26 protein-coding genes are annotated in these 25,003 nt (G+C 36.6%); 9 read left to right on the top strand and 17 right to left on the bottom strand.

The window, feature by feature from the left end; translation table 11 throughout:
• Nucleotides 1-118 precede the first annotated feature (118 nt).
• The 9 genes from ACP3T3_RS20635 to ACP3T3_RS20595 all read right to left on the bottom strand — a co-directional run bounded on the left by ACP3T3_RS20635 (nt 119) and on the right by ACP3T3_RS20595 (nt 10,183).
• Nucleotides 119-1,801 carry a S8 family serine peptidase gene (locus ACP3T3_RS20635; RefSeq protein WP_426477589.1) on the bottom strand — a complete coding sequence of 561 codons (1,683 nt, stop codon included), beginning with the start codon at nt 1,799-1,801 and terminating at the stop codon, nt 119-121.
• 85 nt (nt 1,802-1,886) lie between these two features.
• The gene (locus tag ACP3T3_RS20630; protein ID WP_426477588.1) at nt 1,887-2,510 is read right to left on the bottom strand and encodes a WbqC family protein; all 624 of its coding nucleotides are present in this window, start codon (nt 2,508-2,510) and stop codon (nt 1,887-1,889) included.
• Nucleotides 2,511-2,569: 59 nt separating this feature from the next.
• Nucleotides 2,570-4,213: a signal peptidase I gene (lepB, locus tag ACP3T3_RS20625; RefSeq protein ID WP_426477587.1), complete on the bottom strand. Its 1,644-nt coding sequence runs from the start codon at nt 4,211-4,213 to the stop codon at nt 2,570-2,572.
• Nucleotides 4,214-4,345: 132 nt separating this feature from the next.
• Nucleotides 4,346-5,047, bottom strand: a complete 702-nt coding sequence (dapB, locus tag ACP3T3_RS20620) for a 4-hydroxy-tetrahydrodipicolinate reductase (protein WP_426477586.1) — start codon at nt 5,045-5,047, stop codon at nt 4,346-4,348.
• A gap of 54 nt (nt 5,048-5,101) precedes the next feature.
• Nucleotides 5,102-5,740 (bottom strand): DUF5683 domain-containing protein, encoded by a 639-nt coding sequence (locus ACP3T3_RS20615; protein ID WP_426477585.1) that lies wholly within the window; start codon nt 5,738-5,740, stop codon nt 5,102-5,104.
• On the bottom strand, nt 5,741-6,631 hold the full coding sequence (locus ACP3T3_RS20610; RefSeq protein ID WP_426477584.1) for a ParB/RepB/Spo0J family partition protein: 891 nt from the start codon (nt 6,629-6,631) through the stop codon (nt 5,741-5,743). It abuts the gene before it with no gap.
• Between the two features lie 69 nt (nt 6,632-6,700).
• Nucleotides 6,701-7,474 carry a ParA family protein gene (locus tag ACP3T3_RS20605; RefSeq protein WP_209785666.1) on the bottom strand — a complete coding sequence of 258 codons (774 nt, stop codon included), beginning with the start codon at nt 7,472-7,474 and terminating at the stop codon, nt 6,701-6,703.
• Nucleotides 7,475-7,638: 164 nt separating this feature from the next.
• Entirely contained in the window at nt 7,639-8,481 is an 843-nt protein-coding gene (locus ACP3T3_RS20600) for an energy transducer TonB (protein WP_426477583.1), read from the bottom strand.
• 415 nt (nt 8,482-8,896) lie between these two features.
• Nucleotides 8,897-10,183, bottom strand: a complete 1,287-nt coding sequence (locus tag ACP3T3_RS20595; RefSeq protein ID WP_426477582.1) for an adenylosuccinate synthase — start codon at nt 10,181-10,183, stop codon at nt 8,897-8,899.
• Nucleotides 10,184-10,438: 255 nt separating this feature from the next.
• Between ACP3T3_RS20595 and ACP3T3_RS20590 the strand changes: the two genes are divergently transcribed.
• The 4 genes from ACP3T3_RS20590 to ACP3T3_RS20575 all read left to right on the top strand — a co-directional run bounded on the left by ACP3T3_RS20590 (nt 10,439) and on the right by ACP3T3_RS20575 (nt 12,690).
• On the top strand, nt 10,439-11,068 hold the full coding sequence (locus ACP3T3_RS20590) for a hypothetical protein (RefSeq protein ID WP_426477581.1): 630 nt from the start codon (nt 10,439-10,441) through the stop codon (nt 11,066-11,068).
• Nucleotides 11,069-11,152: 84 nt separating this feature from the next.
• Nucleotides 11,153-11,404 carry a type II toxin-antitoxin system ParD family antitoxin gene (locus ACP3T3_RS20585; protein ID WP_426477580.1) on the top strand — a complete coding sequence of 84 codons (252 nt, stop codon included), beginning with the start codon at nt 11,153-11,155 and terminating at the stop codon, nt 11,402-11,404.
• Nucleotides 11,401-11,700: a type II toxin-antitoxin system RelE/ParE family toxin gene (locus tag ACP3T3_RS20580; RefSeq protein WP_426477579.1), complete on the top strand. Its 300-nt coding sequence runs from the start codon at nt 11,401-11,403 to the stop codon at nt 11,698-11,700. Before ACP3T3_RS20585 ends, ACP3T3_RS20580 begins: the two co-directional genes overlap by 4 nt.
• A 57-nt stretch (nt 11,701-11,757) precedes the next feature.
• Nucleotides 11,758-12,690, top strand: a complete 933-nt coding sequence (locus ACP3T3_RS20575) for an alpha/beta fold hydrolase (protein WP_426477578.1) — start codon at nt 11,758-11,760, stop codon at nt 12,688-12,690.
• A 189-nt stretch (nt 12,691-12,879) separates the two neighbouring features.
• On the opposite strand, the gene ACP3T3_RS20570 is transcribed toward ACP3T3_RS20575, so the two are convergent.
• Nucleotides 12,880-14,469 carry an ABC-F family ATP-binding cassette domain-containing protein gene (locus ACP3T3_RS20570; RefSeq protein ID WP_426477577.1) on the bottom strand — a complete coding sequence of 530 codons (1,590 nt, stop codon included), beginning with the start codon at nt 14,467-14,469 and terminating at the stop codon, nt 12,880-12,882.
• 395 nt (nt 14,470-14,864) lie between these two features.
• On the opposite strand from ACP3T3_RS20570, the gene ACP3T3_RS20565 reads away from it, so the two are divergent.
• The 5 genes from ACP3T3_RS20565 to ACP3T3_RS20545 all read left to right on the top strand — a co-directional run bounded on the left by ACP3T3_RS20565 (nt 14,865) and on the right by ACP3T3_RS20545 (nt 19,377).
• Nucleotides 14,865-15,419 carry a phosphoribosyltransferase gene (locus ACP3T3_RS20565; protein WP_426477576.1) on the top strand — a complete coding sequence of 185 codons (555 nt, stop codon included), beginning with the start codon at nt 14,865-14,867 and terminating at the stop codon, nt 15,417-15,419.
• Between the two features lie 125 nt (nt 15,420-15,544).
• Nucleotides 15,545-16,123 carry an adenylate kinase gene (locus ACP3T3_RS20560; protein ID WP_426477575.1) on the top strand — a complete coding sequence of 193 codons (579 nt, stop codon included), beginning with the start codon at nt 15,545-15,547 and terminating at the stop codon, nt 16,121-16,123.
• Nucleotides 16,124-16,186: 63 nt separating this feature from the next.
• Nucleotides 16,187-17,170, top strand: coding sequence for a GTPase ObgE (obgE, locus tag ACP3T3_RS20555; RefSeq protein ID WP_426477574.1), 984 nt, complete (start codon nt 16,187-16,189; stop codon nt 17,168-17,170).
• 209 nt (nt 17,171-17,379) lie between these two features.
• Nucleotides 17,380-17,868 carry a DUF6438 domain-containing protein gene (locus ACP3T3_RS20550; RefSeq protein WP_426477573.1) on the top strand — a complete coding sequence of 163 codons (489 nt, stop codon included), beginning with the start codon at nt 17,380-17,382 and terminating at the stop codon, nt 17,866-17,868.
• Between the two features lie 204 nt (nt 17,869-18,072).
• The gene (locus ACP3T3_RS20545) at nt 18,073-19,377 is read left to right on the top strand and encodes a DEAD/DEAH box helicase (protein WP_426477572.1); all 1,305 of its coding nucleotides are present in this window, start codon (nt 18,073-18,075) and stop codon (nt 19,375-19,377) included.
• A gap of 58 nt (nt 19,378-19,435) precedes the next feature.
• On the opposite strand, the gene ACP3T3_RS20540 is transcribed toward ACP3T3_RS20545, so the two are convergent.
• The 7 genes from ACP3T3_RS20540 to ACP3T3_RS20510 form a co-directional block, all read right to left on the bottom strand.
• Entirely contained in the window at nt 19,436-20,197 is a 762-nt protein-coding gene (locus tag ACP3T3_RS20540; RefSeq protein WP_426477571.1) for a TatD family hydrolase, read from the bottom strand.
• A gap of 5 nt (nt 20,198-20,202) precedes the next feature.
• Nucleotides 20,203-20,733 carry a DUF4269 domain-containing protein gene (locus tag ACP3T3_RS20535; protein WP_426477570.1) on the bottom strand — a complete coding sequence of 177 codons (531 nt, stop codon included), beginning with the start codon at nt 20,731-20,733 and terminating at the stop codon, nt 20,203-20,205.
• Nucleotides 20,734-20,745: 12 nt separating this feature from the next.
• Nucleotides 20,746-21,087 carry a hypothetical protein gene (locus ACP3T3_RS20530; protein ID WP_426477569.1) on the bottom strand — a complete coding sequence of 114 codons (342 nt, stop codon included), beginning with the start codon at nt 21,085-21,087 and terminating at the stop codon, nt 20,746-20,748.
• 12 nt (nt 21,088-21,099) lie between these two features.
• Nucleotides 21,100-22,050, bottom strand: a complete 951-nt coding sequence (locus ACP3T3_RS20525; protein ID WP_426477568.1) for a GSCFA domain-containing protein — start codon at nt 22,048-22,050, stop codon at nt 21,100-21,102.
• A 74-nt stretch (nt 22,051-22,124) separates the two neighbouring features.
• Nucleotides 22,125-23,096: a polyprenyl synthetase family protein gene (locus ACP3T3_RS20520; protein ID WP_426477567.1), complete on the bottom strand. Its 972-nt coding sequence runs from the start codon at nt 23,094-23,096 to the stop codon at nt 22,125-22,127.
• Nucleotides 23,097-23,197: 101 nt separating this feature from the next.
• Nucleotides 23,198-24,340 carry an anion permease gene (locus tag ACP3T3_RS20515; RefSeq protein WP_426477566.1) on the bottom strand — a complete coding sequence of 381 codons (1,143 nt, stop codon included), beginning with the start codon at nt 24,338-24,340 and terminating at the stop codon, nt 23,198-23,200.
• Nucleotides 24,341-24,352: 12 nt separating this feature from the next.
• Entirely contained in the window at nt 24,353-24,991 is a 639-nt protein-coding gene (locus tag ACP3T3_RS20510) for a DUF47 domain-containing protein (protein WP_027374906.1), read from the bottom strand.
• Nucleotides 24,992-25,003: the final 12 nt, after the last annotated feature.

The following is a 25,003-nucleotide window of genomic DNA, read 5'->3' as shown; positions in this document are numbered from 1 at the left end:
GTTTATTATTTTGTTACTATAAAGTTACAAAAAACCGTGCCAAAATTTAAAATAAAAAATAAAAAGTCCGAAAAAATCCGGACTCTTTATGGTTTCTCCTTAAAAACAGGGAGATAAATTATTTTTTAACAGCCTTTTTTACGGATTTCGAAGACCTGGCAGTGCTTACCGGCTTGCCTTTGTAGAAATTCGTATAGGCGTATTCGGCAGCTCTTTTCAGGTCGATAACTCCCCCAGCCTGAGATTGATCTCCAAATCCATCTGCTGTACTTGGATTGCTGCTTTTTACAAGCGCTTCAATAATCTGGTAAGGTTTCAGATCCGGCATATAAGCTAATAAAACAGCAGCTCCTCCGGCTACGACTGGTGAAGCCATAGAAGTTCCCTGCAGGTACTTATATTCGTTTTTAGGAACGGTAGAATAGATTTCTTCTCCCGGAGCAAAAACATTCACCATCTTTTTATTGTAGTTAGAAAAATCAGCTCTTAACGCATTGTTCTTATTGGTACTTGCTCCGACCACAAGAACGTTGTTTACGAATGGTTTTTCATCAGTAATGTTTTTAAAATTGGTAGGAAATGCCAGATGTTCTGCTACATCTTCATTTTCGTTACCTGCAGCTTTTACTAAAAGAACTCCTTTATCCTCAGCATATTTAAAAGCATCCCAAACTACATCTTTACCTGGAGAAACGGGTTTTCCAAAACTCATATTTAATACTTTCGCCCCGTTATCTACGGCATATCTGATGGCGTTGGCAACATCTTTATCCCTTTCATCACCATTCGGCACTGTTCTTACGGACATAATTTTAGCTACCTTGGAAGCAACACCGTACTGAACCTCCTTCCCCTGCGGAAGTCCGGCAATGATTCCAGCCACATGGGTTCCGTGTTCTGCATCCGGTCCTTCGTAGTGATTATTACCATAGATTTTTTCAGAATAGTCATCATAGTTATCCCCTACAATTTCTTTTCTCGGATCATAGGAAAGGTCATATTGTTTTGCTGCAGGAGCAAAGTGATCGATAGCTTCTTTCATTTCCTCCTTCATTTTCTTTTCAAACTCTGCAGCTGATGTTCCTTTGAATTCCGCATTTTGAGAAATCTGACCTAAGAAATCCAATGCAATAGCATCTCTTTGATCTGTCGGAGCTTTGATCGCAGCAATAGTTTCAGCAGTTACAGGTTTACCTCCCAACAGTTTTACCATATTAGGAATCAATTCGTTCAGCATAGAATAAGTTCTGAAATTCTGCTGCGCCTCGATACTTTTTTTATTGAACATATCTTTGGCTTTCATATACATATCAAACTCATCCTTCATCTGGGCCTGATTCGCTTTATTCTTTGTGGAATCATCGCCTTCAAAAACAGGCTTATATTTGGCAACCACTCTTGTTACCTCCATATTATCGATGTCAATATCCCCGTTTTTACCGCCAATGAAATTCCATCCGTGTACATCATCAATATATCCGTTTCCGTCGTCATCTTTACCATTGCCAGGAACTTCATTAGGATTTGACCATAGATTCTTTACCAATCCGGGATGGTCTACCTGTACTCCGCTGTCTAAGACGCCCACGATTACGGTTTTAGGCTTCAGTCCTTTAGATTCCAAGTATTTATAAGCATTTGCCGTATTTACCCCATATACTTTTGAAGTGGCAAAATCTTTGTGATACCATGTCATCAGATCTTTATCTTCGTTTGGATCAATACTTTTAGCTTTAGACTCCTGTGCAAAAGAGAAACTAAAACCTGCTAAAAAAACTGCAGCTAATAATACCTTTTTCATATGTTGATATTTAATTTTTTAAAAGATACATGCCAATCGCCCTTCATGGGTTCTATTCTGAAATTTCATTACCAGCGATTGTATGCTAATCTAATTGTTTTATATTTTTTATATATACCAGTGACTCCGGGCCTTTATTACAGATAAGGTCAAGAACCGACAGGTCTTTCAAAAATCCTAATTTATCAGAAAACGTCTGGTAATATTCTTCCATTTGAAATTCTGAAGGAAGTTTTGCCGAAAACTTTTCTCTGAAATTGATGCTTTCAGGATTTTTGATATATTCTTCATTCAAAGAGTGTGCCTTTTCTGTTTTCAGTATCTGTTGGATTACTTCTATCCCTTTAAGGTTAAAATCAAGAAGAAACTTTTCTTTAAGGTCAAATATTTTTTTGAATTTGTCTTCATAATATTCGAAATAAGGAGAACTCTGGTATGCTGTTTTGATTGATTTCCAATGAAGCGTTCTCCAGTCTTCGCGGTAAGAGATTTCAACGTCTTTAAATTCTCTTTTTCCGTTATGATTGATAGGAATTATTAATGACAATTTTCCGTTGGCACCATAGATATTCGCCCGGTTTCTATACGTCTGTTTCGGAAAGTTTTCAAACTGTTCAAATACAATTTCATTCTCAGGATTCAAAAATACGGAGAACCATGAGATTGGGGGCATATAAAATGCCGGCAATAATACATTCGTCATATTCATAATGCAAAAATGAAGTATTTTTTCAAATACTTCATTCTATTTTAAGTTTAATTTTTTTATTAATCGTCTTCAGTTTTTTTCTTTCTGAAAAGTTTTACAAAATACTCCCATCCGAAGAACAGGATCAGAATCATGGCTGCAATCCACCAGTAAGAGGTTTTATTGGCTTCTCCTGTATTGGTTGCTTTGAACATTCTTTCCCAACGGATTTTGAATGGTGCCTGATACGTAGAACTGTTATCAGAAAATGCTCCCTGTAAGCTCATCCATGTGAACATCGGTTTTCCGACAATATTTTCTTCCGGAACGAAACCAAAGAATCTTGCATCCAATGAAGCATCTCTGTTGTCTCCAATCATCATATAATAATCCTGCTGAATGGTATATTGACTGGCTTCTTTTCCGTTGATGAAGATTTTTCCGTTTTTCTTTTCTAAGCTATTGTGCTCGTATTCAGAAATAATCCACTGATACATTGGAAGAGTTTCCTGATTTATAGCTACAACATCTCCTTTTTTAGGAATTCTTAAAGGACCGTACCAGTCCTGATTCCAAGGTTTATTGATTGGGAAAATAGATTGTGTGGTATCAATTTTGGTTTTGGCTTCATCTCTGTAATATACAGCTGCTTCTCCTTTTGGTGAAACTTCTTCTTTCATATCAAGAACCTGAGAAAGTCCTTTGATTTCTCTAGCTGTTTTATCTGTCAAACCCTGGAAAGCGTAAAGATATCCTTTATCCGTCTGCAACTCCTGAACTGGTAAAAAACCATACGTATTGTATAACGAAGGAATATCCAGCTGGCTTCCTGTTGTTACGATATATCTGTGCTGCACTTCCTGATCTCCTAAGACAACTTCAGGCTTTCCGTTAACGAAAAGTCTTCCGGCTCTCATTTCAAAAGTATCACCTGCTGTAGCGACACATCTTTTTACATAAGGATCTTTTCTGTCGATCGCTGTATGCACAGAATCCTGAGGATAGTTGAAAACCACCACATCATTTTTCTGTGGCTTGTTGAATTGTAAAATTCTTGTGTAAGGAAGCTTTACTGCGTCTACGTAAGATTTTGGGTCATCTTTAGGATTTCCTTTCTGTCCTGTATCCATTATGGTTCCCTGAAGAAAAGGTATTGCTACCGGACGCATCGGAAGTCTGTATCCGTAGCTCCATTTGTTTACAAAAAGGAAATCTCCCACCAATAATGTTCTTTCCATTGATCCTGTAGGAATTCCGAAAGGCTGTGTTACAAAAACGTGGATGATCGTTGCAAAAACTACGGCGAAGGTAATTGAACCAACGAACGTATCTTTCTTTTTATCATTTTTCTCTTCGTCTGTAAGGAACAGGTCATTTTCATTCTCATCTTCTAACTCTACATCTTTAGAATAGTTGATTACCGCCATATAAATAAACGGCAGGATCACCGTAAGAATCTGATCCTTGAAAAGCGTTTTCCCAAACTTTTTCACCAGGTAAAGGTGGAAAACAGACATCATAATTGGCCCTACAATCGGAAGATAAGACAGAATTGCCCACCATTTCGGATGTTTTGTTTCTTTCAGAATGATGAAATAGTTGTAGAAAGGGATAAAAGCAAATAAAGGGCTATAGCCCATTTTCTTGAACAGTTTCCAAGATGAAATCCCCATTAATACGGATAATATGAGGACATATACTGTATAAGTTAAAAAATAATTCATAAATTTTTGTGCCTATTCTTATAATATAAATGATAAAATGATGAGTAATAAATGATAAAAGCAGTCCGCTGTTTACAATTCACTATCCATCATCTTCTTTTATTTGTCGCAATTTACAGAATTTGTTACAATTTAAAGCCCCAAAAGGTCTTTCATTGCGAAGTTTCCTTTTTTATCTTTAATCCACTCGGCAGCTACCACAGCTCCCAGTGCAAAACCGTTTCTGTTGAAAGCGGTATGTTTGATCTCGATTTCGTCCACCTCACTTCTGTAATACACACTGTGAGTTCCCGGAACTTCATCTTCACGTATTGCAAAAATGCCAAGCTGTTTGCCTTCTGTTTCTTCCAGTTTCCAGGCATCGAATTTCGGGTTATTTTGGATAATTCCTTCTGCTATGGAGATAGCTGTTCCACTTGGCGCATCTTTTTTATGGATGTGGTGAATTTCTTCAAGCTGGCAAGAGTATTCATCTACGTTTTTCATCAGATCAGCCAATTTTTCATTTAAAGCAAAAAATAAATTGACACCTAAACTAAAGTTGGAACCGTATAGGAAAGCCGTATTATTATCTACAGCCAATTTTTCTATTTCAGCTTTTTGATCCAGCCATCCTGTTGTTCCGCAGATTACCGGAATTTTATTTTCAAGACAAGCTTTGATGTTTTCAAACGCCACTTCCGGCAGTGAAAATTCAATCACAACGTCCGGATTATTAAGATTCTCAGCAGTTGGGGTTTCCTTCAGACGGGCAACTACTTCATGACCTCTCTTCTGTGCGATCTCATCAATGATCTTACCCATTTTACCGTAACCAACTAATGCTATTTTCATATAATCTTTTTATTTTAATACTGCTTTAACCTGGGTTTTCCTGCAGATATATTTTTAAAATCTGTAACTTAAACTGAATCCTGTTTTTGGAGCACTGTACCCGTATTGATCCTGAATAACCGATGGTTTAAAAACCAAATCCGGGTCATGGCGGCTTTCATACAGATGGGCATCTACTACAGCATCTACTATATTCAGAATATAAATTAATCCTGTGATGGCGATGGCGTAATCCCTTTGTCTTTTGGCTCGGTCCTGTGCGTTTCCTAAGGCCCTTTTGTCTAACCATGGGTGGCTGTCTACAAATTCATTCGGGGTACCGTTGAGTTTTGCCACATAATATTCACGATACTTTTTGTATTGGTTATCATTCCATACGGCAATACCGACACCGGCTCCTACAGCTCCCCAAACAATAGGAATCTTCCAGTATTTTTTATTATAAAACTGCCCCAGCCCGGGTAAAACGGCAGAATATAATCCTGCTCTGGTAGGGTTCAGTTTTATGGTTTTTACTGTTGGTCCATTTGCTTTTTCAAGATCTTCGATGATCTTTGCTTCTGTTTTGCCTGGTTTTACCACATGGGGCTCCTCTTTCGGAGGCGTCTGCATCCGAACGGTATCGACAGGATTTACTTGTGAATATGCCAGTACAGCAATACACAAGAAAAATGTGAAAAATATTTTCTTCATTTATTTAATATGAGATAAAATATATTCCAGCTCTTCTTCATTTTTGAAGTCCAGAACAATTTTACCTTTTTTACCATTTCCAGAAGCTTTTATTTCTACTTTCACATCTAAGATGTCAGCGATGGTCTTCTGGACTTTTTTATAGTTATTGGAAAGCTCCACTTTTGCTTTTTTAGCAGCGGGAGACTTTGGATTCTTCAATGCAGCAGCAGCCTGCTCTGCCTGCCGAACATTTAATTTTTCTTTGATAATAAGATCAAACAAAACCTGCTGATCTTCTTCACTTTCAACACTGATAATAGCTCTGCCGTGTCCTGCAGAAATCTCACCGCTTCTGATAGCATTCTGAATATCCGGGTTCAACCTCAGCAGTCTGATAGAATTGGTGATGGTACTTCTGTCTTTCCCTACTCTCTGGCTCAAATTTTCCTGAGTAAGACCGATTTCTTCCAAAAGTCTATGATAAGTCAAAGCAATTTCGATGGCATCAAGATCTTCTCTCTGGATGTTTTCAACAAGAGCCATCTCAAGAAGTTCCTGATCATTCACCAAACGGATATAAGCCGGAATAGTTGTTAACCCCGCAATTTTAGTTGCCCTGTAACGTCTTTCCCCGGAAATGATTTCAAACTTTTCGCCGTCTTTTCTCAGGGTAACCGGCTGGATTACGCCTAAGTTTTTGATTGACTGTGCTAATTCGTTTAATGCTTTTTCATCAAAATAAGTTCTCGGCTGCGTCGGGTTCGGATAGATATCTTCAAGCGCAACTTCCACGATATTTCCCACAAACTTATCGGCTCCTTCATCAGTAGCGGAATTGATAGTTGCTTTGGATTCTGCACTTAAAATGGCGCCCAAGCCGCGTCCCATAGCTCTTTTTTTGTTCTTCATAGATATAATTGATAAATGATGTTTGAGAAGTGATGACTGGCATTCACTTATTGCCCATTTATTATTAATTTAATTCTTTATTAAGTTTTCATTCTTTAAAAGAACTTCTTCAGCCAACTGAATATACTGAATAGCTCCTTTACTTTCGGCATCATAATTCAGGATACTTTCTCCAAAACTTGGTGCTTCACTCAGTCTTACATTTCTGCTGATAATGGTTTCAAAAACCATTTCCGGGAAATGCAGATTCACTTCTTCCACAACCTGATTGGATAATCTCAATCTGCTGTCGTACATGGTAAGAAGAAGACCTTCTATCCCAAGATCTTTATTGTGGATCTTCTGAACGTTTTTCACGGTATTCAAAAGCTTTCCGAGACCTTCTAATGCAAAATACTCACATTGGATCGGAATAATTACAGAATCTGCTGCGGTAAGCGCATTTACCGTAATCAGACCTAAACTCGGTGCACAGTCAATGATAATATAGTCATAATCATCCCTTACAGTGGCCAGTGCTTTTTTCAGCATATACTCACGGTCTTCCTTGTCTACCAATTCAATTTCCGCAGCTACCAGATCGATATGCGAAGGAATAATATCCAGGTTCGGTGTTGCTGTCCTTTTGATGCAAACTCTTGTATCTGCACTATGCTCCAGCAGATTATATGTTGAATACTGAACATCTTCTACCCCCAATCCGGATGTAGCATTTGCCTGAGGATCAGCATCAATGATTAATATTCTTTTTTCCAATACTCCTAATGCTGCCGCCAAGTTTACGGCAGTGGTAGTTTTACCAACGCCTCCTTTTTGATTAGCAATACCTATGATTTTTGCCATTATTAGAACTTTAAGTTTCAAAAATACACTTTTTTCTTTGCTCTCGGTGAGTGGGGAAAACCAAAATTGAGTTAAAATATTGTTAACAAGCAATTTAGCAATAAAAAAAATTATCCACAAAAAAAAATTTTTGTGGATAACTATTTAAAATTTGTTTTTCCGTATTAATTATCAAACTTCATGGAGATTGGAAATTTGAAATAACTTCTTACGTATTCTCCTTTTTTGTTTTTGGCGGGAATCCATTTTCCTTTACTGGAAATCGTTTTAATTGTTCTCATTGCCTCATTGTTAAAATCGGCGTTGGTTCCGTTAGCTTTTACCCCTGATATGGTTCCGTCCATTTCTACAATAAAGGTAACTGTCGTTTTTACTACATCTTCTGATTCAAATCCTGAACCGTCGAAGTTGTTCATTACTTTATTTCTGAAGGAGTCTATTCCTCCTGTGAAATTAGCTTCTACGCTAGGATCTTTATCAATTACTGAAGGATCAGTTTTTTCAACAACCGGATCAGTCTTTACAGCAGGCGGACCGTCACCTCCGATAACACGTGGAGCAATCGGAATATAGGTTGTATTTAGAACTTCTTTACCTTCCGAAGTTTGTGTACTCGCCACTGCATTTGTTTTATCCTCAACTTGCTTTTCATTAGTAACAATTGCTTTAGGCTCTGGCAATCTGTCATCGTATGCTTTTACAGCAGGAGCCGGCGGAGTGGGTTTTACAATCTGCGCAGGAGGATCTTTCGGTTTATCTATCTCATGAATTTCAACTACCCTTGGAAGTTCATATATCGGTTTTATGGATATGTCCGCAGGTTTCAATGCAGAAATCACAAATGGTGTAATGGATACTGCGGCCATTAAACTTGCTCCTATAAAAAGTGCTTTGGTTAATATTCTATCTGATTCGTTTCTTAATACATAGGCACCATATTCTTTGTTGCGGTGCTCAAACAGAACTTCGTTAAAACGAAATTCCTGGTTTTGATTATGTTGTTTCATCACTACTACTATTTAAACTGTTAAAAATTGTGATTATTAGTTTGATTAGTTCTTATCGATAAGCAATGTTGTAATATCAAAACATCTGCCAAAATTTTATCAAAACAACATAATATTAGAAAATTTTATGATAATGTTTAAATTTTAACATTTTTAAATAGAAAATTCACACAGAAAAAAGCAGTATTTTTCATAAAAATAAACAAACATAACTCACAGATTATAAGATGATTAAAAAATTATAAAAGCAACAAAATAAGAGTAAGTAAATATATTAAAATTCAAGATTTGGAATTAAGCATCCTTCTCAAGGCTTAAAACCTTCACAAGGATGTGATAAGCTGGTAAAGTAAATTGTAAACAAAAAAAGAGACCATCGAATGATAGTCTCTCTGTTATTTTATTTTTAAGAATATTAGAATAATTCTTTTCTGATGATGTTCTGACTTCTTTCAGGACCTACAGAAACTAAGTACACGTTGATTCCTAAATATTTTTCAATAAACTCGATGTATTTCTGAGCATTGTCAGGAAGCTCGTCATAGCTTCTTGCTTTTGTAATATCTTCGTTCCAACCCGGTAAATCCTGATAAATTGGTTCGTAGTTATACAATTTCTCTGTTGAAGAAGTGAAATAATCAATGATTTTTCCATCTTCAGTTTTGTAATGCGTAACAATTTTAAGGTTTTCAATTCCTGTAAGAACGTCAAGCTTAGTGATCACCAGGTTGTTGATTCCATTGATCATGCAAGCATGCTTTAAGGAAACAAGGTCTAACCAGCCTGTTCTTCTTGGTCTTCCTGTTGTTGCTCCGAATTCACCACCAATCTGTCTGATTTTTTCGCCCAGTTCGTTATCCAGTTCAGAAGGGAAAGGTCCGTTTCCTACTCTTGTGCAGTAAGCTTTCGCCACTCCGATTAAGTTCTGAAGTGAAGTTGGCGGAACACCAGCTCCTGTACAAACTCCTCCTGTAGACGGAGAAGATGAAGTTACGTATGGATAGGTTCCGAAATCGATATCAAGCATTAACGCCTGTGCCCCTTCAAACAATACATTTTTACCGTCTCTGATGGCTTCGTTGAGCTCTAATTCTGTATCAACAATCCTGTCCTGAAGCTGCTTTCCGATCGCTAGATATTCGTTGTAGATTTCTTCAACGTCTAACGTTGGTTTTCCGTAATATTTTTCAAAAAGAGAATTTTTAACTTTTAAGTTTTTCTCAATTTTATCTCTTAAAATCTCAGGATTTAAAAGATCTACCATTCTGATTCCGATTCTTGCAATTTTATCTTCATAACAAGGTCCGATTCCTTTTTTGGTAGTCCCGATCTGAGTTCCCCCGTGTTCCTCTTCACGGTAAGTATCCAAAAGGATGTGGTAAGGCATGATCACATGCGCTCTTCTGCTGATAAAGATATGGTCTGTTCTCAAGCCTTTGCTTTCGATCTGACCAACTTCTTTAATGAAAGACTTAGGGTTTACCACTACTCCATTAGCAATGATACATTTCCCTTTGCATTGAAGAACTCCTGAAGGAAGAAGGTGTAGAACGAATTTTTCATCCCCCACATAAACCGTGTGACCAGCGTTGTCTCCACCCTGGAAACGTACTACATAGTCCGATTTTGCTGATAAAACATCCGTGATTTTTCCTTTGCCTTCATCTCCGTACTGAAGACCTACAACTACATAAGTTGACATATTTTACTTTTGTTTTTAGATTCGTGCAAAATTACTTTTAAAAAATTGGGTGAGCAAATTTGTGGTGGATTTTATTTTTGAATGCAGGAAATTAGGTATGATTAATATTTATATTTGTTTAAAGAGTAAGTTAATTATATAAATATGGGAAAAGCGAAAGACTATTGGCTAAAAACGCAAGAAACGAGACAAGAGACAAGGGTAGCTGAGAAATTAGGCCTAATTTAGGAAGAACTTAACCAAACCAATTGGCACATGGATGAAGTAGCAAGTAGAGATAGTTTACTTGGCTATACTATTTATCTTGACAATGGTCCGCAGGAAATACTTGATAAAATTGTAGGATTAGATAGTAATAACCAGATTTGGTTTAGTACAGCTGACTTTGACTTTGACTTTGACAACGATGATTATTATTTTTATAGTTATGAAGAACAATTCGAAGCAATAATCACAAATAAACATTATTATGATAACTTTCACAAAGAGATTACTAATCTTAAAAAATTAAATAATATTGAATTAGACGGGGAATTAGATTTAATACTAAAAAGACAACTTTATATTTCAGCAATCGGAACTTTAGAGGCTTTTTTATCTGAAACATTTATTAATCTTACAGACGAAAATACAGATTATTTTAGAAATTTTATTGAAACATTTCCAGATTTTTCAAAACAAAAATTCAATCTAAGCGAGATAATTATTCGGTATGAAAAACTTAAAAATACTGCACGTAAAGAAATGCTTAAAATTATATACCATAATCTTGATAAAGTTCAAAACATGTATAATACTACGTTTAAAATTGAATTTCCCAATATTGAAAGTTTATCAAAAGCCGTTGCAACTCGACACGACTTGGTTCATACATTACAATACTAATTAAAGTTGTTCTTGGATTAAATAATTATAAATATATTTTGAATAAATACCAATAATTGGTACATTTGACCTAAACTTAATCTAATGGCTAAAAACACATCCATACTATTGGGAGATTATTTTGATAATTTCATCAGTGAACAAATAAAATCAGGAAAATACTCTTCTGCCAGTGAGGTGATAAGAAATGCTCTAAGATTATTTGAATATGAAGAATCTAAGAAATCAGAACTAATTAATGAATTAAAAAAAGGAGAAAAATCTGGTTTCGCAGAGGATTTTGATCGCAGGGAATTTTTAAAAAATCTTCATCAAAAACACTCTGCTGATTCATGAATTACAGGATAAGCAAAGAAGCATTAAATGACTTAGAAAAAATCTGGCTATACACTTTCGAAACTTGGTCAGTAAAACAGGCAGGTCATTATTTTGATTTGCTCATGAATGAAATTGAGTATTTATCGGAGAATCCAAAATCCGGAAAAGATTACGGTGAAATCAGAAAAGGATATTTCCGTTCAAGGGTGAAATCTCATTTTATATTTTACAAAATCAATCTTAAAAATGAAGAAATTGAAATCATAAGAATTCTTCATCAACAAATGGATATTTCATCAAGATTAAATGAATAGAAAAATCCTTAATTCTGTATCTTTAATTACCCCTCCAAGCCAAAAGAGAATCCCCACATGAGACCACTACAAAAATCAGGATACCTATCTGCAACCACAAACGATCAAACCCAACTCTTTTACACTTTATTTTATCAGGAAGCAACTTCTGTGAAAGCCACGCTACTCATTGTTCACGGTATGCAGGAACACAGCGGAAGATATGTAGAAATTGCTGAATATTTTGCCAGTCATGGAATTGCTGTATTAACGTATGATCATTTGGGACACGGAAAATCTGTAAAAGAGAAAAAAGATATGGGTTTCTTTCAGCTTGAAAAACCGGATGAAAGGCTTGTTGCAGATGCCCAAATGATGGCAGATCATCTGGCAGAACAGTATCCGGATGTTCCTCATTATATTTTGGGACATTCTATGGGATCTTTTATTACGCGATGTCTTCTTCAAACAGCAAGCAGTAAGTTTGAAGGCGCTATCATTACAGGAACCGGCGGACCTTTACCGGGAATCAATTTATTGAGAGGTTATTTATCATTAGCTAATGCCATTGCCCCTCATCATCGCACTTTTTTGAATTCTGTTTTTACAAGTGTCAACAATAAGCATTTTAAGAAAGATAAAGATTTCAGCGATACCAGCTGGCTCAGTATAAATCCTGAAAACCGAAAAGCCTTTGAACAGGACGAGCTTTGCGGAATTCCGTTCACTCATAATGCTTTTTATACTTTATTTACCATTTATAAAAGAGCTACAGCGAGAAACTGGGCTTCTCCTATTTCAAAGTCATTTCCTTTTTTATTTGTAAGCGGGCAGCGTGATCCGATTGGTGATTTTGGAAAAGGCGTAATGCATACAGTGAATCATTTAAAAGCTGATGGCTTCCAACATGTAGAGGTAAAGATGTATCCGGATATGCGTCATGAGATTTTGAATGAGGAAATCCGGGAAGAGGTTTTGAATGGGATCAGTAATTGGATTTTACAACAGTAAGGAAAACAAAAATCATATTTTTCAGATAAAGTAAAGAAGCTGTCTCCTATGTTGCAAAGTCAAATGTAGGAAACAGCTTCTTTATAATAAGTTTTGGCTAAAGCCGATGGAATTTTATTGGTTTTGAAAGACGGGCTAAAGCCCGCCTCTATTGAATATTTCCTACATTATACATCACACAAACAATCCTTAGCCAAGCATCAGTTCCCGATCAACTGCAATCTCTTCCAGAAAAACTTCATCGTGGGAAATCACCATCAATGTTCCATGATAATCTTTAATGGAATTGGTAAGAATTTCCACATTCTGAAGATCGAGGTTATTGGTAGGTTCATCCAGAATAATCATATCCGGTGCTTTATTACTGATGGAAAGACCGCAAAGAAGCAGCCGTAAGCGCTCTCCTCCGCTCAACACCCCACATTTCTTATCCCAGGTATCTTTCCCAAAGAGAAATCTGGATAACAAAGTCTTTATTTCGGATTCCTGTAATGCATTGTCATTGAAAGTCTGTACAAAATCATAAAGAGTGGATTCATTATCAATCAGAGAATATTCCTGATCCATATAGATGTTGTTGAATTCTGCACTGCTTACTTTTCCTTCCGAAGGCTTCAAATCCCCTAACAGAAGCTTTATCAGTGTCGTTTTTCCGGAACCGTTTGAACCTTTCACGGAGATTCTGTCTCCACTTCGCAGCTCAAGACTGATATTTTCTTTCCAGAGCTTCTCTTTTCCGTAAGTGAAATTAATATCTTTGGCAGCAACAAGAACTTTCCCTGAATGCAGATTGGAATCATTAAAATTAACTTTCATCTGATCAGAATTTCTTAAGGAGGAACGCAAATCTCTCAAATCACCCGAAATTCCACTGATTTTCTCAGCGTGCGCACTTTTCAGTTTGGAACTGTTTTTTTCAGCATTATTCCGAAGGGTATTCATCATAATTCTTGCTACTCCGGATTTTTCCTGTTTTCCTTTACCTCTTGTATCAAGCTTCTGCTTTCGTTCCAGTGTTTCCCGTTCTTTTTCTTTCGCTTTTTTCAGCGCCCGCTCTTTGGAATGAATATCATTATGCAATGCTTCCTCTTCCACGCCTTTCTGTTCTGCATAGAAGTCATAATTTCCGCCATACGTGGCAATTCCCTGATTACTTAATTCGAATATGGTATCAACAAGATTGAGCAAAGTACGGTCGTGGCTTACGATAACCACCGTTGCATTTGTCTTGTCAACCAATTCATACAACAGTTTTCTTCCATCAAGATCCAGATGATTGGTAGGCTCATCCAATATGATGATATCAGGTTGATTGATCTGAATTCCGGCAAGAAAGACCTTGGTCTTCTGACCTCCACTCAAGGCTTCCAGCTTTTGGGTTAATTCAAAATGATCAAGTCCCCAATGTTCCAGTGCCTGCTGGCATCGCTCCTCAATGTCCCAGTCGTCATTGAGCGTTTCAAAATAAATTTCATCTACTTCTCCGGTGGTAATTTTTTGGAGGGCATGCAGCTTCTCATCTATTTTGAGGCATTCTGCGATGGTAAGGTGATTAAAGTTTCCAAACATCTGAGGCACATAAAAGATACTGCCCTGAATATTAATAGTGCCATCTGAGGGTTGTATTTCACCCGCGATTATTTTCAGCAGGGTAGATTTTCCCATGCCGTTACTTCCCACCAAAGCAGATTTGGTTTGAGACTGTATTGTTAAATTGGTATTATGGAACAGAAGATTTCCTCCCGGAAACCCAAAGGATATATTTTGCAGTAAAATCATGATTTCTTTCTTAATAATAGTTGAACAGCAGCAACATCTTTGTTACCGTTTTTATTAAATCTAAAAGAAATTATATCCTACATGTCTGGAATTTTGGGTTGAAAGTGCAAAGATAGTCATTTTCCGGAATATCATTTTTTTATCACGATCAGAACATTTATCATCTTCTTTTTCTTGCTTATTTTAAACACTTTGTTTTTTCATTACTTTTTTAATCATTTTTTTTGAGGCTATATCTTTCTATCTCGTTAAAAAACGTAAACTTATTCTTATTTAAACAGAATAACTCATTCCGATCAATTCCAGTGTTCTGAAACCTTCAAACTTTCAAACTGATAAAAACAGGAAAGTATTTTAATCAAAAATCCGTAACTTTGCCTCCTACTAAAAATTTTATGGAAAGCATTAAAGTTCACGACAAAACTTTCGTTCCTTATTTAAAGGATGCCGAAATTCAGGAAATTGTAAAAGAGACAGCGTTAAGAATTTATGAAGATTACAAGGATGAAGTTCCTGTTTTCATTGGTGTATTAAATGGAGTGGTGATGTTCTTCTCTGATCTTTTAAAATATTATCCGGGGGAATGCGAAATTGCCTTCATTCAAATGAGTTCTTATGTAGGAACTGAATCTACAGGGATTGTATATCAGAAAATGGAACTGACTAAAGATGTAAAAGACCGTCACATCATTATTGTAGAAGATATTGTAGATACAGGAAATACGGTTGAAAGTCTTTTCAAATATTTTACGGAAACACAACGTCCCAAATCTGTAAAACTGGCTAGCTTCTTATTGAAACCAGAAATTTACAAGAAAGATTTCAAACTGGATTATATCGGGAAAGAGATTCCAAATAAATTTGTACTTGGATACGGACTTGATTACGATGAATTGGGAAGAAACCTTCCAAATTTATATCAGCTGGAAGACGGACAAATCAACCATTAATTATTGTCATAGCTATCGGCTATTGGCTGTTAGCTTTAAATTTAATCGAAATAAAAGTAAAATATTAACTTAAAAAAGCTAAAAGCCAACAGTGCACTACTAACGGCTGAAAGCGTATCAACATTATGATAAACATTGTTCTGTTCGGCCCTCCAGGAAGTGGAAAAGGAACACAAGCTCAGAATCTGATCGAGAAATTCAATTTAAAACAGGTTTCAACAGGTGATCTTTTCAGATACAACATGAAAAACGACACTGAACTTGGAAAACTGGCTAAGTCATACATCGATAAGGGAGAATTGGTTCCGGATCAGGTAACAACAGATATGCTGATCGATGAGGTCAAAAAACCTACTGATACCAACGGTTTTATTTTTGACGGATATCCAAGAACAACTGCTCAGACAGAAGCTTTGGAAACGATCGTTAAAGAAGTACTGAATGACGAGATCGATATCTGTCTTTCATTGGTAGTAGAGGACAAAATTCTGGTTGAAAGGCTTCTGAAAAGAGGGGAAACCAGCGGAAGATCAGACGACAGCAATGTAGAGATCATCGAAAACAGAATTAAAGAATATTATACCAAAACAGCAGAAGTTGCCGAGCTTTATAAGCAGCAGGGTAAATATGTAGAGGTAAACGGTGTTGGAGAAATTGATGAGATTTCCCAAAAACTTTTCGCTGAGGTAGAGAAAATTAAATAATCGGGATACGGTGCGGGATAGAAAAATTTCCTCCCGTAGCCTGCAACTCGCAACACAAACTATATGTCTAACTTTGTAGATTACGTAAAGATCCATTGTAAAAGCGGACACGGAGGTGCTGGTTCTGCCCACCTTCGCCGTGAAAAGTATATTCCTAAAGGTGGTCCTGACGGCGGCGACGGAGGTCGTGGCGGACACGTCATTATGAGAGGAAATGCTAATGAATGGACTTTGCTTCCGCTCCGATACACCCGTCACATAAAAGCAGAACGAGGTGAAAACGGAGCTAAAAACCAGCTGACAGGAGCTGACGGTTCTGATATTTATATTGATGTTCCTATCGGGACTATCGCTAAAAATGAAGAAGGTGAAATTATCGGGGAAATCCTTGATGACAAACAGGAAATCATTTTGATGCAGGGAGGAAAAGGTGGAAAAGGAAACGAACATTTCAAATCCTCTACCAATCAGACTCCAAGATATGCTCAACCCGGAATGGATGGCGAGGAAGGCTATATTGTCTTCGAACTTAAAATTTTGGCCGATGTAGGACTGGTTGGGTTTCCAAACGCTGGAAAATCTACACTTTTAGCATCTGTATCTGCGGCAAAACCAAAAATTGCCAATTACGCTTTTACCACGTTGACTCCTAACCTTGGAATTGTAGATTACAGAAATTACAAATCATTTGTAATGGCTGATATTCCGGGAATTATTGAAGGGGCAGCAGAAGGAAAAGGTTTAGGACACAGATTCCTGAGACATATCGAAAGAAATTCTATCCTTCTGTTCTTAATTCCGGCTGATTCTGAAAATCATTTCCAGGAGTTTAAAATTCTTGAAAATGAATTAAAGGAATACAATCCTGAATTGCTGGATAAGGATTTCATCATTTCTATTTCAAAATCCGATCTACTGGATGATGAACTGAAAAAAGAAATTGCAGCAGAATTTCCGGAGAACAAGCAGCCTCTGTTCTTCTCAGGTGTTACCGGAGAAGGCCTTATGGAGCTGAAAGATGCTATCTGGAAACAATTGCACGGATAGAAATACATTGATTCATCAGTTTTATTTTACAAAATAAAGCCGCATTATAAAAACAGTTTTGGGGGAACCTGAGACTGTTTTCTTTATAAAATTGACCGTATTTTCGTTCAATACTCAGTTGAGATGAATTATTCTGATTTTTACGCTAAACATTAGAAAATTTTATCTTTGGAACAATTATTGGGAGATCCTCCGAAATTGAAAAAACTATGAAATATTTACTAAGTCTTTATGCATTTATATTATTATTTTCCTGTACTTCCCAGAAAGTAAATTCCAAATATTCTGCAATTGAATATGAAGCTACTCCATGCTTTGGATTTTGTCCGGTTTTTAAAATGACGATCAGTCCGGACAGAACTGCGGTTTTTGAAGCGGAACACTTTAATTTTAATGATAAACCTTCTAAAGATGAATTTTCCAAGCCGCGTGAAGGAACTTTCAAGGGAACCATCAAAGAAGAAGATTACAATAAATTAATCAGTTTGCTGGACGGCTTAAATGTAAAAGGTTTAAATGACAAATACGGTGAGCACAATATTACCGACCTTCCAACCTCTTATTTAAGAATTAAATTCGCTGACGGAACTTCAAAAAATGTGGAAGATTACGGAAAGCGCGGAAGTGAGAAGCTTTCTGAAGTCTATAAGTTTTTTGAGAATTTAAGAAAGAACCAGGAATGGACTAAAGTGAAGTAATTTCATTTCCCATTATCTTTGACTCAAAAGATTAAAAAAAAATAAAAATAAATGGCTGCCCGGATATGAGCGGCCATTTAAGTTTTATAGATTCAGAAGATACAAAATCTTAAAAATAATATCTTAATTTTTTTTAACCTACCTTTGCAGAATGTAATTCTTTCAGGCTGAAGGAATTTTTATATAAATTTTAAAATAATTCATTTGAATTTTACAGACTTAAACTTAATAGAACCTATTGCAAAAGCAATCCAGGAGCAGGGATATACCACTCCTACTCCTATCCAGGAAAGATCTATTCCTGATATCTTAGACGGCAGAGATTTTTTAGGCTGCGCGCAGACAGGAACAGGTAAAACAGCTGCTTTTTCTATTCCTATTCTACAGAATTTATCCAAAAATAAAATTCCCAATAAACATATAAAAGCACTAATCCTTACTCCAACCAGAGAACTGGCTATTCAGATTGAGGAAAACATTAATGCTTACGGTAAATATCTTCCATTGAAGCAACTTGTTATCTTCGGAGGCGTAAAACAAGGAAACCAGGAATCTGCTTTGAGAAAAGGAGTTGATATTCTGGTTGCAACACCGGGAAGACTTCTGGACTTCATCGCTCAGGGAATCATCAGTTTGAAAAATCTTGAGATCTTTGTTCTTGATGAAGCAGACCGAATGCTGGATATGGGTTTTGTACATGATGTAAAAAGAATCATTAAACTTTTACCTCAGAGAAGACAGACTTTATTTTTCTCAGCAACAATGCCGACCGAAATTCAGAAACTGGCTAATTCCATTCTTAATAATCCTGTAAAAGTAGAAGTAACTCCGGTTTCTTCCACAGCAGATACGATCAAACAATCCGTTTATTTTGTTGAAAAGGATAATAAACTGAATTTATTAACTCACATTCTTGAAAATGATATTTCAGATTCTGTATTGGTCTTTTCAAGAACGAAGCATGGTGCGGATAAAATTTCCAGAAAACTTCAGAAAGACAATATTTCTGCTGAAGCCATTCACGGCAACAAGTCTCAGAATGCGAGACAAAATGCTTTGAATAACTTTAAATCCGGAAAAACAAGAGTTCTTGTAGCAACAGATATTGCAGCAAGAGGAATTGATATCGACGAATTAAAATTCGTAATCAATTTTGAACTTTCCGATGTTTCTGAAACGTATGTACACAGGATCGGAAGAACGGGAAGAGCCGGCGCTGAAGGTAATTCCATATCTTTTGTAGACGGGCTTGATCTTTTGAACCTGAAGAATACAGAAAAGCTTATTGGAAAGAAAATTCCGGTCATCAAAGACCATCCGTTCCATACTGATGATCTTATTGCCCAGAAAAGGGATTCTAATAATAAGCCGATGCATGCGGGTGGTGAGAAACCTAAAACAGGCAACAGCAATAATTCAAGGCCGAATAACAACCGTAAAAAGCCTTCTGCAGGAGCTTCAATAGGTTTTAAAAAGCCTAAGAACAAAAATTCCACAAGAAATAAATAAAACAAACCCCTTTTCAACATTGAAAAGGGGTTTGTTTTTATCTCAGATTAAAGTTTCATTACTTAAAAAGATTCTTTGCATTCTCCGTCGTAATGCGGTCGATCTCAGAAAAATCTTTTCCATAGATATTTACCAGTTTTCCGGCTACCAGATCAAGATAGGAACTTTCATTTCTCTTGCCTCTGTGGGGAACGGGTGCCAGATAGGGTGAATCTGTTTCCAGAACAATTTTATCCAAAGGAATTTCGTTCAGAAACTGATCTATTTTCCCGTTTTTAAAGGTCACTACTCCACCAATCCCTAAAATGAAATTGAGATCAATAGCATGTCGCGCCTGTTCCAGATTTCCGGAAAAACAATGAAAAATACCTCTCAGTTTTGGATGTTTTTTTCTTTCTAACACCTCGAAGGTCTCATCAAAACTTTCTCTTGTATGAATCACAATCGGAAGGTCTTTTTCTATCGCCCAGTCGATCTGCTGTTCGAAGGCTTTTACCTGAATATCCAGCGTTGTGTTATCCCAATACAGGTCAATTCCGATCTCTCCTACTGCCGGAAAATGTCTTTGATCAAGATAGTTTTTTACGATTGCAAGTTCTTTTTCCCAAGATTCCGGTTTTACGTAACAAGGATGTAATCCCATCATTGAAAAAATCTGTCCCGGATATTCTGTTTCCAGCTGCAGCATTTTCTCGTGAGATTCTGAGTCGATGGCGGGAAGATAAAATTCTGTAATTCCTTTATCCAAAGCTCTCTGAATAGCTTCTTTTCTATCTTCATCAAATTCTTCTGCGTATAGATGTGTATGTGTATCAATCATTTTATTTAAAATTTCAATAGATCTTCGTAAGGATTTTCAAGTCCCAGCAACATTCCGAAGGCGGGTTCTGTCTTTATTCCCTGTTTTTTAAGTTCTATTATTTTTTGTTTAAACTCTTCTCCTTTATCCTGTAATATCTTGTATTCGGCAATCATATGAAGGTATGCGTTCTGTTGTATCGTGGGCTTATTCTGTCCGAAAATTTCGATGGGAAACCCTTCCAGCACAAAATTCAATGTAATACATTTTTCGCCGTTTACAATGGGATTCTCCACGTCCACATCGTAAGGAATAAACCTGCTGAACATTAAATCATCCAGGAAATCTTCTTCGAATTTTAAGTCGACCTCAAAAATAAGATCCAGATCACTTCCTTCAACATCAATTTCAATAGGAATTGTTCCTGCTAAAATAGGTGAATAAGCTTTTAATTTATCAAAAATACGATGCTTTGCAAGAACTTCATAAGCTCTTCTTTGCCTTTCATTTCCGTTTTTCAAATAGTCAATCTTTGTAAAATCAATCATTTGACTCATTTAAAATTTATTTTAAGCAACAACATCTACTGCCGGCTGCTGTGAATTAAAGTGGTTTAAAACCTCCTGTGTGACGTCTTTTCCACCTGCAAAGTTTCTATATAGTGAAGAGATGCTGTAAATCGGTCCGAAAGGAATTCCCCACCAGCCAAAAAAGAATGTCAGCAAAGAGTACTTCCAGCTATATTTGGCAGATGATTCATCAGCTCGGATAAAATAAATATCACTTCCATTCTTAACAGTTATGATTATTATGGAAACGGCATACCGAAAGACAACAAATTTTGCACCTCTGTTTAATTCATGATTAATCTGGTCAATGGTTAAGCCCCCCATATTTTTAATAGTGGCCATAGTTATAGTTTTTTAAAATATTTTATGTTTTACCTTTTTACGCTGGGCTTCAATCCTTTGATCCAGTTTTTCTCTGAACTCAATAAACTTTGGATCCTTTTTATCATTGGTTTTATGTTCTAAAGCTTGGACAATTTTAAAATTTTCTTTGATAAAATCCTGGGTTTCTTCTGAAAAATAAGACTTCCCGAATTTCTCAAAAATATAATTAACGGCCTGAGTGCTTGGATGAATCATATCTTCTTTATAAAAACGGTAATCCCTGAGATCATCCATTAAAATCTCATAGACCGGCAGATAATGGCAGTCTTCAAAAATGGAAATAGACTCATGGATGGCTGTAATTAATTTGGACTTACTTAGCTGGTTTTCTACCATTCCGTCTTTGGTATGTCTTACCGGTGAAACGGTAAACAGGATCTGTACTCCTTCTTTACAGATATCTTTAAGATCCAGAATCGTCTGGTATATAGAACCCGTCAGTTCCTGGTGGGAAAGCAGCCTTTTTTCAAAAAATTTCTGCGGGATTTTGTGACAGTTGGCCACCAGTTTTTTCTTAGGAAGAAATTCATAGATAAATGAAGATCCGTAGGTGATAATCACCCAGTCAGCTTCCTGCAGAAAGGCATTTCCTGCTTCAATGGCTCCATTAATTTTATCTAAGGTCTGATGAATATAACGGGTATCAAAACCGGTGTGATGATCCAGAGAAATATATTCTTCATTATAGGTAATTAACTCCTCTTCTTGATAAAATGCAGAATCATGCAGTCTGTTTACCGCATAATTGATGGAAAAGGGATTAAAAATCGTCCCAAAAGGGTTATTGAGGGTCTGAAGTTGCCCGTCTTGGAGTAAATCCGTCATCTCGGAGGCAAAGCATGAGCCTATTGAAAATATTTTATCTTCAATTTCAATCTTATTTTCTGATGCGGGAATATCAACTTCTGTTCTGAATTTCATTGTATAGGGGTTAGGTTGCAGGAAACAGGCTGCAGGTAAATTACCACTACCTGCGGCCTACCATCTGCTACCTATTAACTTTCTCTTCTCAACAAATAATTAGCCAGTTCGATAAAAGGTTTTTTCTTTTCTTCAGGAACATCTATTTTCTGAAGGTAGCTTTGTCCGATTTCATTATGTTTTTCAATCAAACGTAAAGCTTTTTCATCCACTTTTGTTCTTCTGAAAATCTTTTCTACGCCATACACCTTATCAACATTTTCTGTTTTTTTAGAGTACCAGTAATCCAGTTCTTTTCTTTCTTCTTCTGTAGCATGTTCTCTTGCCAGCAGATACAGAACTGTTTTCTTGTTTTCGTAAATATCTCCGGCATGCTTTTTCCCAAACTGTGCCTGATCTCCGAATACATCAAGATAATCATCCATAATCTGGAATGCAATACCGATATGCTTTCCAAAGTTGAAAATAGCTTTGGCATCTTTAAAATCAGCTTTTGCAATCAGTGCCCCGATTTCAAATGAAGAAGCACTCAAAACTCCTGTTTTGTAAGTAATCATTCTGATATAGTCATCAAAAGTAACGTCTTTCTGAGTTTCAAAGTTGATATCATACTGCTGCCCTTCACATAGCAGAAGCCCGGTGTGGGTAAATATTCTGATGCACGCTTTGAAGATTTCGGGTTCAAGATCTTCAAAAAATTTGTACGCTTTAAGCATCAGCCCGTCTCCGGAAAGGATTCCTACATTAAGACCATGCAGGGTATGAATGGTAGGTTTATTTCTTCTTAAAGGGGCTTCATCCATAATATCATCATGGATCAGGGTGAAGTTATGGAAAAACTCGATAGCCAATGCAGGTTTGATCGCTTGCTTAAGATCGCCTCCGAACATTTCACACGCCATTAGCACCATAATAGGACGAAGACGTTTTCCACCATGGGAAATAATATAGTTCATCGGATCATAGAGCTCCGAAGGTTTATCTTTAAAAGTATATTTAGTGATGGCATCTGCAACAATCTGCTGGTATCTGTCTAAAAATTCCATAAAATCTTATAATTTGAACAAAAATACGATTTTTCAGGGCTTTATAAAACAAAAAACTTTGCCCAAACGGACAAAGTTTATATAAATATATGATTTGTTTTTTAGAAAAGGAAGGTTACCATAAGATAGGTAACTGCTGCCACTATTGCAGAGATTGGAATGGTTAGAACCCAAGCCCAAAGTAGGCTCACTGTGATCCCCCATCTTACGGCTGAAATTCTTTTCGTTAATCCCACCCCGATAATAGAACCTGTAATGGTATGTGTAGTTGATACAGGAATACCAAAGTGGTCTGTGATGAATAGGGTAATAGCACCTGCAGTTTCTGCACTTACTCCTTCTAATGAAGTTACTTTGGTAATCTTCGTTCCCATTGTTTTGATGATTTTCCAACCACCACTCATTGTACCTAAAGCAATGGCAATAAAGGATACTAAAGGAACCCAGATATAATGCTGTGCAAAATAATCAAAACGTCCTGCAGAAGGAATATTCAGATACTGTGCATCCTGAAGCATATTAACGTGATAATAAATTACCGCCGCTCCAATGATACCCATTACTTTCTGGGCATCATTCAAACCGTGTCCTAAGCTGAATAGGGCTGATGAAGCCAGTTGCAATCTTTTGAAAGATTTGTCTGCTTTGTGTGGATTTGATTTTTTATAAAGATGTACAATAATCAATGTAATAATGATGGATATAATCATCCCTATAATCGGTGCCATGAAAATAAACAGGAAAATAGGAATCACTTTATCAAACTTTACCACACCCTGATGAGTTACCTGGCTGAAAGCTTCTTTAGTGGTTTCCCACATCCCAAGCTCTGGCTGAGCTGCAGCCACAGCATGATAATCCATCATGAAAGCATGCATAAGAGCCGCTCCTAAGAAACCTCCAATCAGCGTATGTGATGATGATGAAGGAATCCCGAACCACCATGTCAAAAGGTTCCATGCAATGGCAGCTATAAGGCCGGAAAATATAACTTCGAGAGTGATAAAATTCTCATTAACTGTTTTGGCAATTGTATTACCAATTTTGAATTCTCCAATGATGTAAGCAGCAATAAAGAACGCTGCAAAGTTCCAAAGTGCTGCCCAAAGTACAGCCTGGAATGGAGTTAAAACTTTTGTAGAAACAATAGTTGCAATTGAGTTGGCCGCATCATGGAAACCATTGATATAATCGAAGATCAGGGCCAGCGCAATAATAACTACAAGTAAAATCGGAAATTCCATTTTTGCTATGTATTAGGCGTATTTAATCATGATGTTCTCAATTGTATTGGCAACATCCTCTGCTTTGTCCGTTACAATTTCAAGGTAGTTCAATACTGATGAAACTTTAATGATGTTGATGGCATCATTGGTTTCAAATAATTCTACCATTGAATTGGAAAGCAAATCGTCAGCAATATTCTCAATAGAGTTCACCTTAATACAAGCTTCTTTCACCTGTTCCATGTTTTTGAACCCTTTAAGGTTTTTCATTGCATTCTGAATTTCAAGACATGCTTTGTGGATCAGTAAAGAGAAGTCTGAATAAGCCTTCATCTCAGGTGATTTGTAAAGGAAAATATATTTTGTAGATGCGTAGATATAATCAGCGATATCATCAAGCCCTGTTGCCAATGTGTGGATATCCTCACGGTCAAAAGGTGTGATGAAGTTTTTCCCTAATTCTACGAAAATTTCGTGAGTAAGTTCATCATTCTTATGTTCGAAATCGCTCATTTTTTTCAACATTGAATCGTCATTAAGATCGAAATCCTTGATTCCTGTGTTGAATTCTTCTGACATTGCAACTAGATTTTCAGTTACTTTTTCGAAAAGTACAAAGAAGATTTTATCTTTTGGTTGAAAAGCGTGGAAAATATTACCAATTCCCATTTTTTAGTATTT

The organism is Chryseobacterium sp. CBSDS_008 (genome assembly GCF_049959325.1).
GTDB lineage: Bacteria > Bacteroidota > Bacteroidia > Flavobacteriales > Weeksellaceae > Chryseobacterium.
This window is presented reverse-complemented; position numbering and strand designations above follow the sequence as displayed.

Excerpts from the sequence above, each read along its gene's own strand:
- ACP3T3_RS20635 (WP_426477589.1), bottom strand. The coding sequence starts at position 1,801 with ATGAAAAAGGTATTATTAGCTGCAGTTTTTTTAGCAGGTTTTAGTTTC.
- ACP3T3_RS20630 (WP_426477588.1), bottom strand. The coding sequence starts at position 2,510 with ATGAATATGACGAATGTATTATTGCCGGCATTTTATATGCCCCCAATC.
- lepB (WP_426477587.1), bottom strand. The coding sequence starts at position 4,213 with ATGAATTATTTTTTAACTTATACAGTATATGTCCTCATATTATCCGTA.
- dapB (WP_426477586.1), bottom strand. The coding sequence starts at position 5,047 with ATGAAAATAGCATTAGTTGGTTACGGTAAAATGGGTAAGATCATTGAT.
- ACP3T3_RS20615 (WP_426477585.1), bottom strand. The coding sequence starts at position 5,740 with ATGAAGAAAATATTTTTCACATTTTTCTTGTGTATTGCTGTACTGGCA.
- ACP3T3_RS20610 (WP_426477584.1), bottom strand. The coding sequence starts at position 6,631 with ATGAAGAACAAAAAAAGAGCTATGGGACGCGGCTTGGGCGCCATTTTA.
- ACP3T3_RS20605 (WP_209785666.1), bottom strand. The coding sequence starts at position 7,474 with ATGGCAAAAATCATAGGTATTGCTAATCAAAAAGGAGGCGTTGGTAAA.
- ACP3T3_RS20600 (WP_426477583.1), bottom strand. The coding sequence starts at position 8,481 with ATGAAACAACATAATCAAAACCAGGAATTTCGTTTTAACGAAGTTCTG.
- ACP3T3_RS20595 (WP_426477582.1), bottom strand. The coding sequence starts at position 10,183 with ATGTCAACTTATGTAGTTGTAGGTCTTCAGTACGGAGATGAAGGCAAA.
- ACP3T3_RS20590 (WP_426477581.1), top strand. The coding sequence starts at position 10,439 with ATGGATGAAGTAGCAAGTAGAGATAGTTTACTTGGCTATACTATTTAT.
- ACP3T3_RS20585 (WP_426477580.1), top strand. The coding sequence starts at position 11,153 with ATGGCTAAAAACACATCCATACTATTGGGAGATTATTTTGATAATTTC.
- ACP3T3_RS20580 (WP_426477579.1), top strand. The coding sequence starts at position 11,401 with ATGAATTACAGGATAAGCAAAGAAGCATTAAATGACTTAGAAAAAATC.
- ACP3T3_RS20575 (WP_426477578.1), top strand. The coding sequence starts at position 11,758 with ATGAGACCACTACAAAAATCAGGATACCTATCTGCAACCACAAACGAT.
- ACP3T3_RS20570 (WP_426477577.1), bottom strand. The coding sequence starts at position 14,469 with ATGATTTTACTGCAAAATATATCCTTTGGGTTTCCGGGAGGAAATCTT.
- ACP3T3_RS20565 (WP_426477576.1), top strand. The coding sequence starts at position 14,865 with ATGGAAAGCATTAAAGTTCACGACAAAACTTTCGTTCCTTATTTAAAG.
- ACP3T3_RS20560 (WP_426477575.1), top strand. The coding sequence starts at position 15,545 with ATGATAAACATTGTTCTGTTCGGCCCTCCAGGAAGTGGAAAAGGAACA.
- obgE (WP_426477574.1), top strand. The coding sequence starts at position 16,187 with ATGTCTAACTTTGTAGATTACGTAAAGATCCATTGTAAAAGCGGACAC.
- ACP3T3_RS20550 (WP_426477573.1), top strand. The coding sequence starts at position 17,380 with ATGAAATATTTACTAAGTCTTTATGCATTTATATTATTATTTTCCTGT.
- ACP3T3_RS20540 (WP_426477571.1), bottom strand. The coding sequence starts at position 20,197 with ATGATTGATACACATACACATCTATACGCAGAAGAATTTGATGAAGAT.
- ACP3T3_RS20535 (WP_426477570.1), bottom strand. The coding sequence starts at position 20,733 with ATGAGTCAAATGATTGATTTTACAAAGATTGACTATTTGAAAAACGGA.
- ACP3T3_RS20530 (WP_426477569.1), bottom strand. The coding sequence starts at position 21,087 with ATGGCCACTATTAAAAATATGGGGGGCTTAACCATTGACCAGATTAAT.
- ACP3T3_RS20525 (WP_426477568.1), bottom strand. The coding sequence starts at position 22,050 with ATGAAATTCAGAACAGAAGTTGATATTCCCGCATCAGAAAATAAGATT.
- ACP3T3_RS20520 (WP_426477567.1), bottom strand. The coding sequence starts at position 23,096 with ATGGAATTTTTAGACAGATACCAGCAGATTGTTGCAGATGCCATCACT.
- ACP3T3_RS20515 (WP_426477566.1), bottom strand. The coding sequence starts at position 24,340 with ATGGAATTTCCGATTTTACTTGTAGTTATTATTGCGCTGGCCCTGATC.
- ACP3T3_RS20510 (WP_027374906.1), bottom strand. The coding sequence starts at position 24,991 with ATGGGAATTGGTAATATTTTCCACGCTTTTCAACCAAAAGATAAAATC.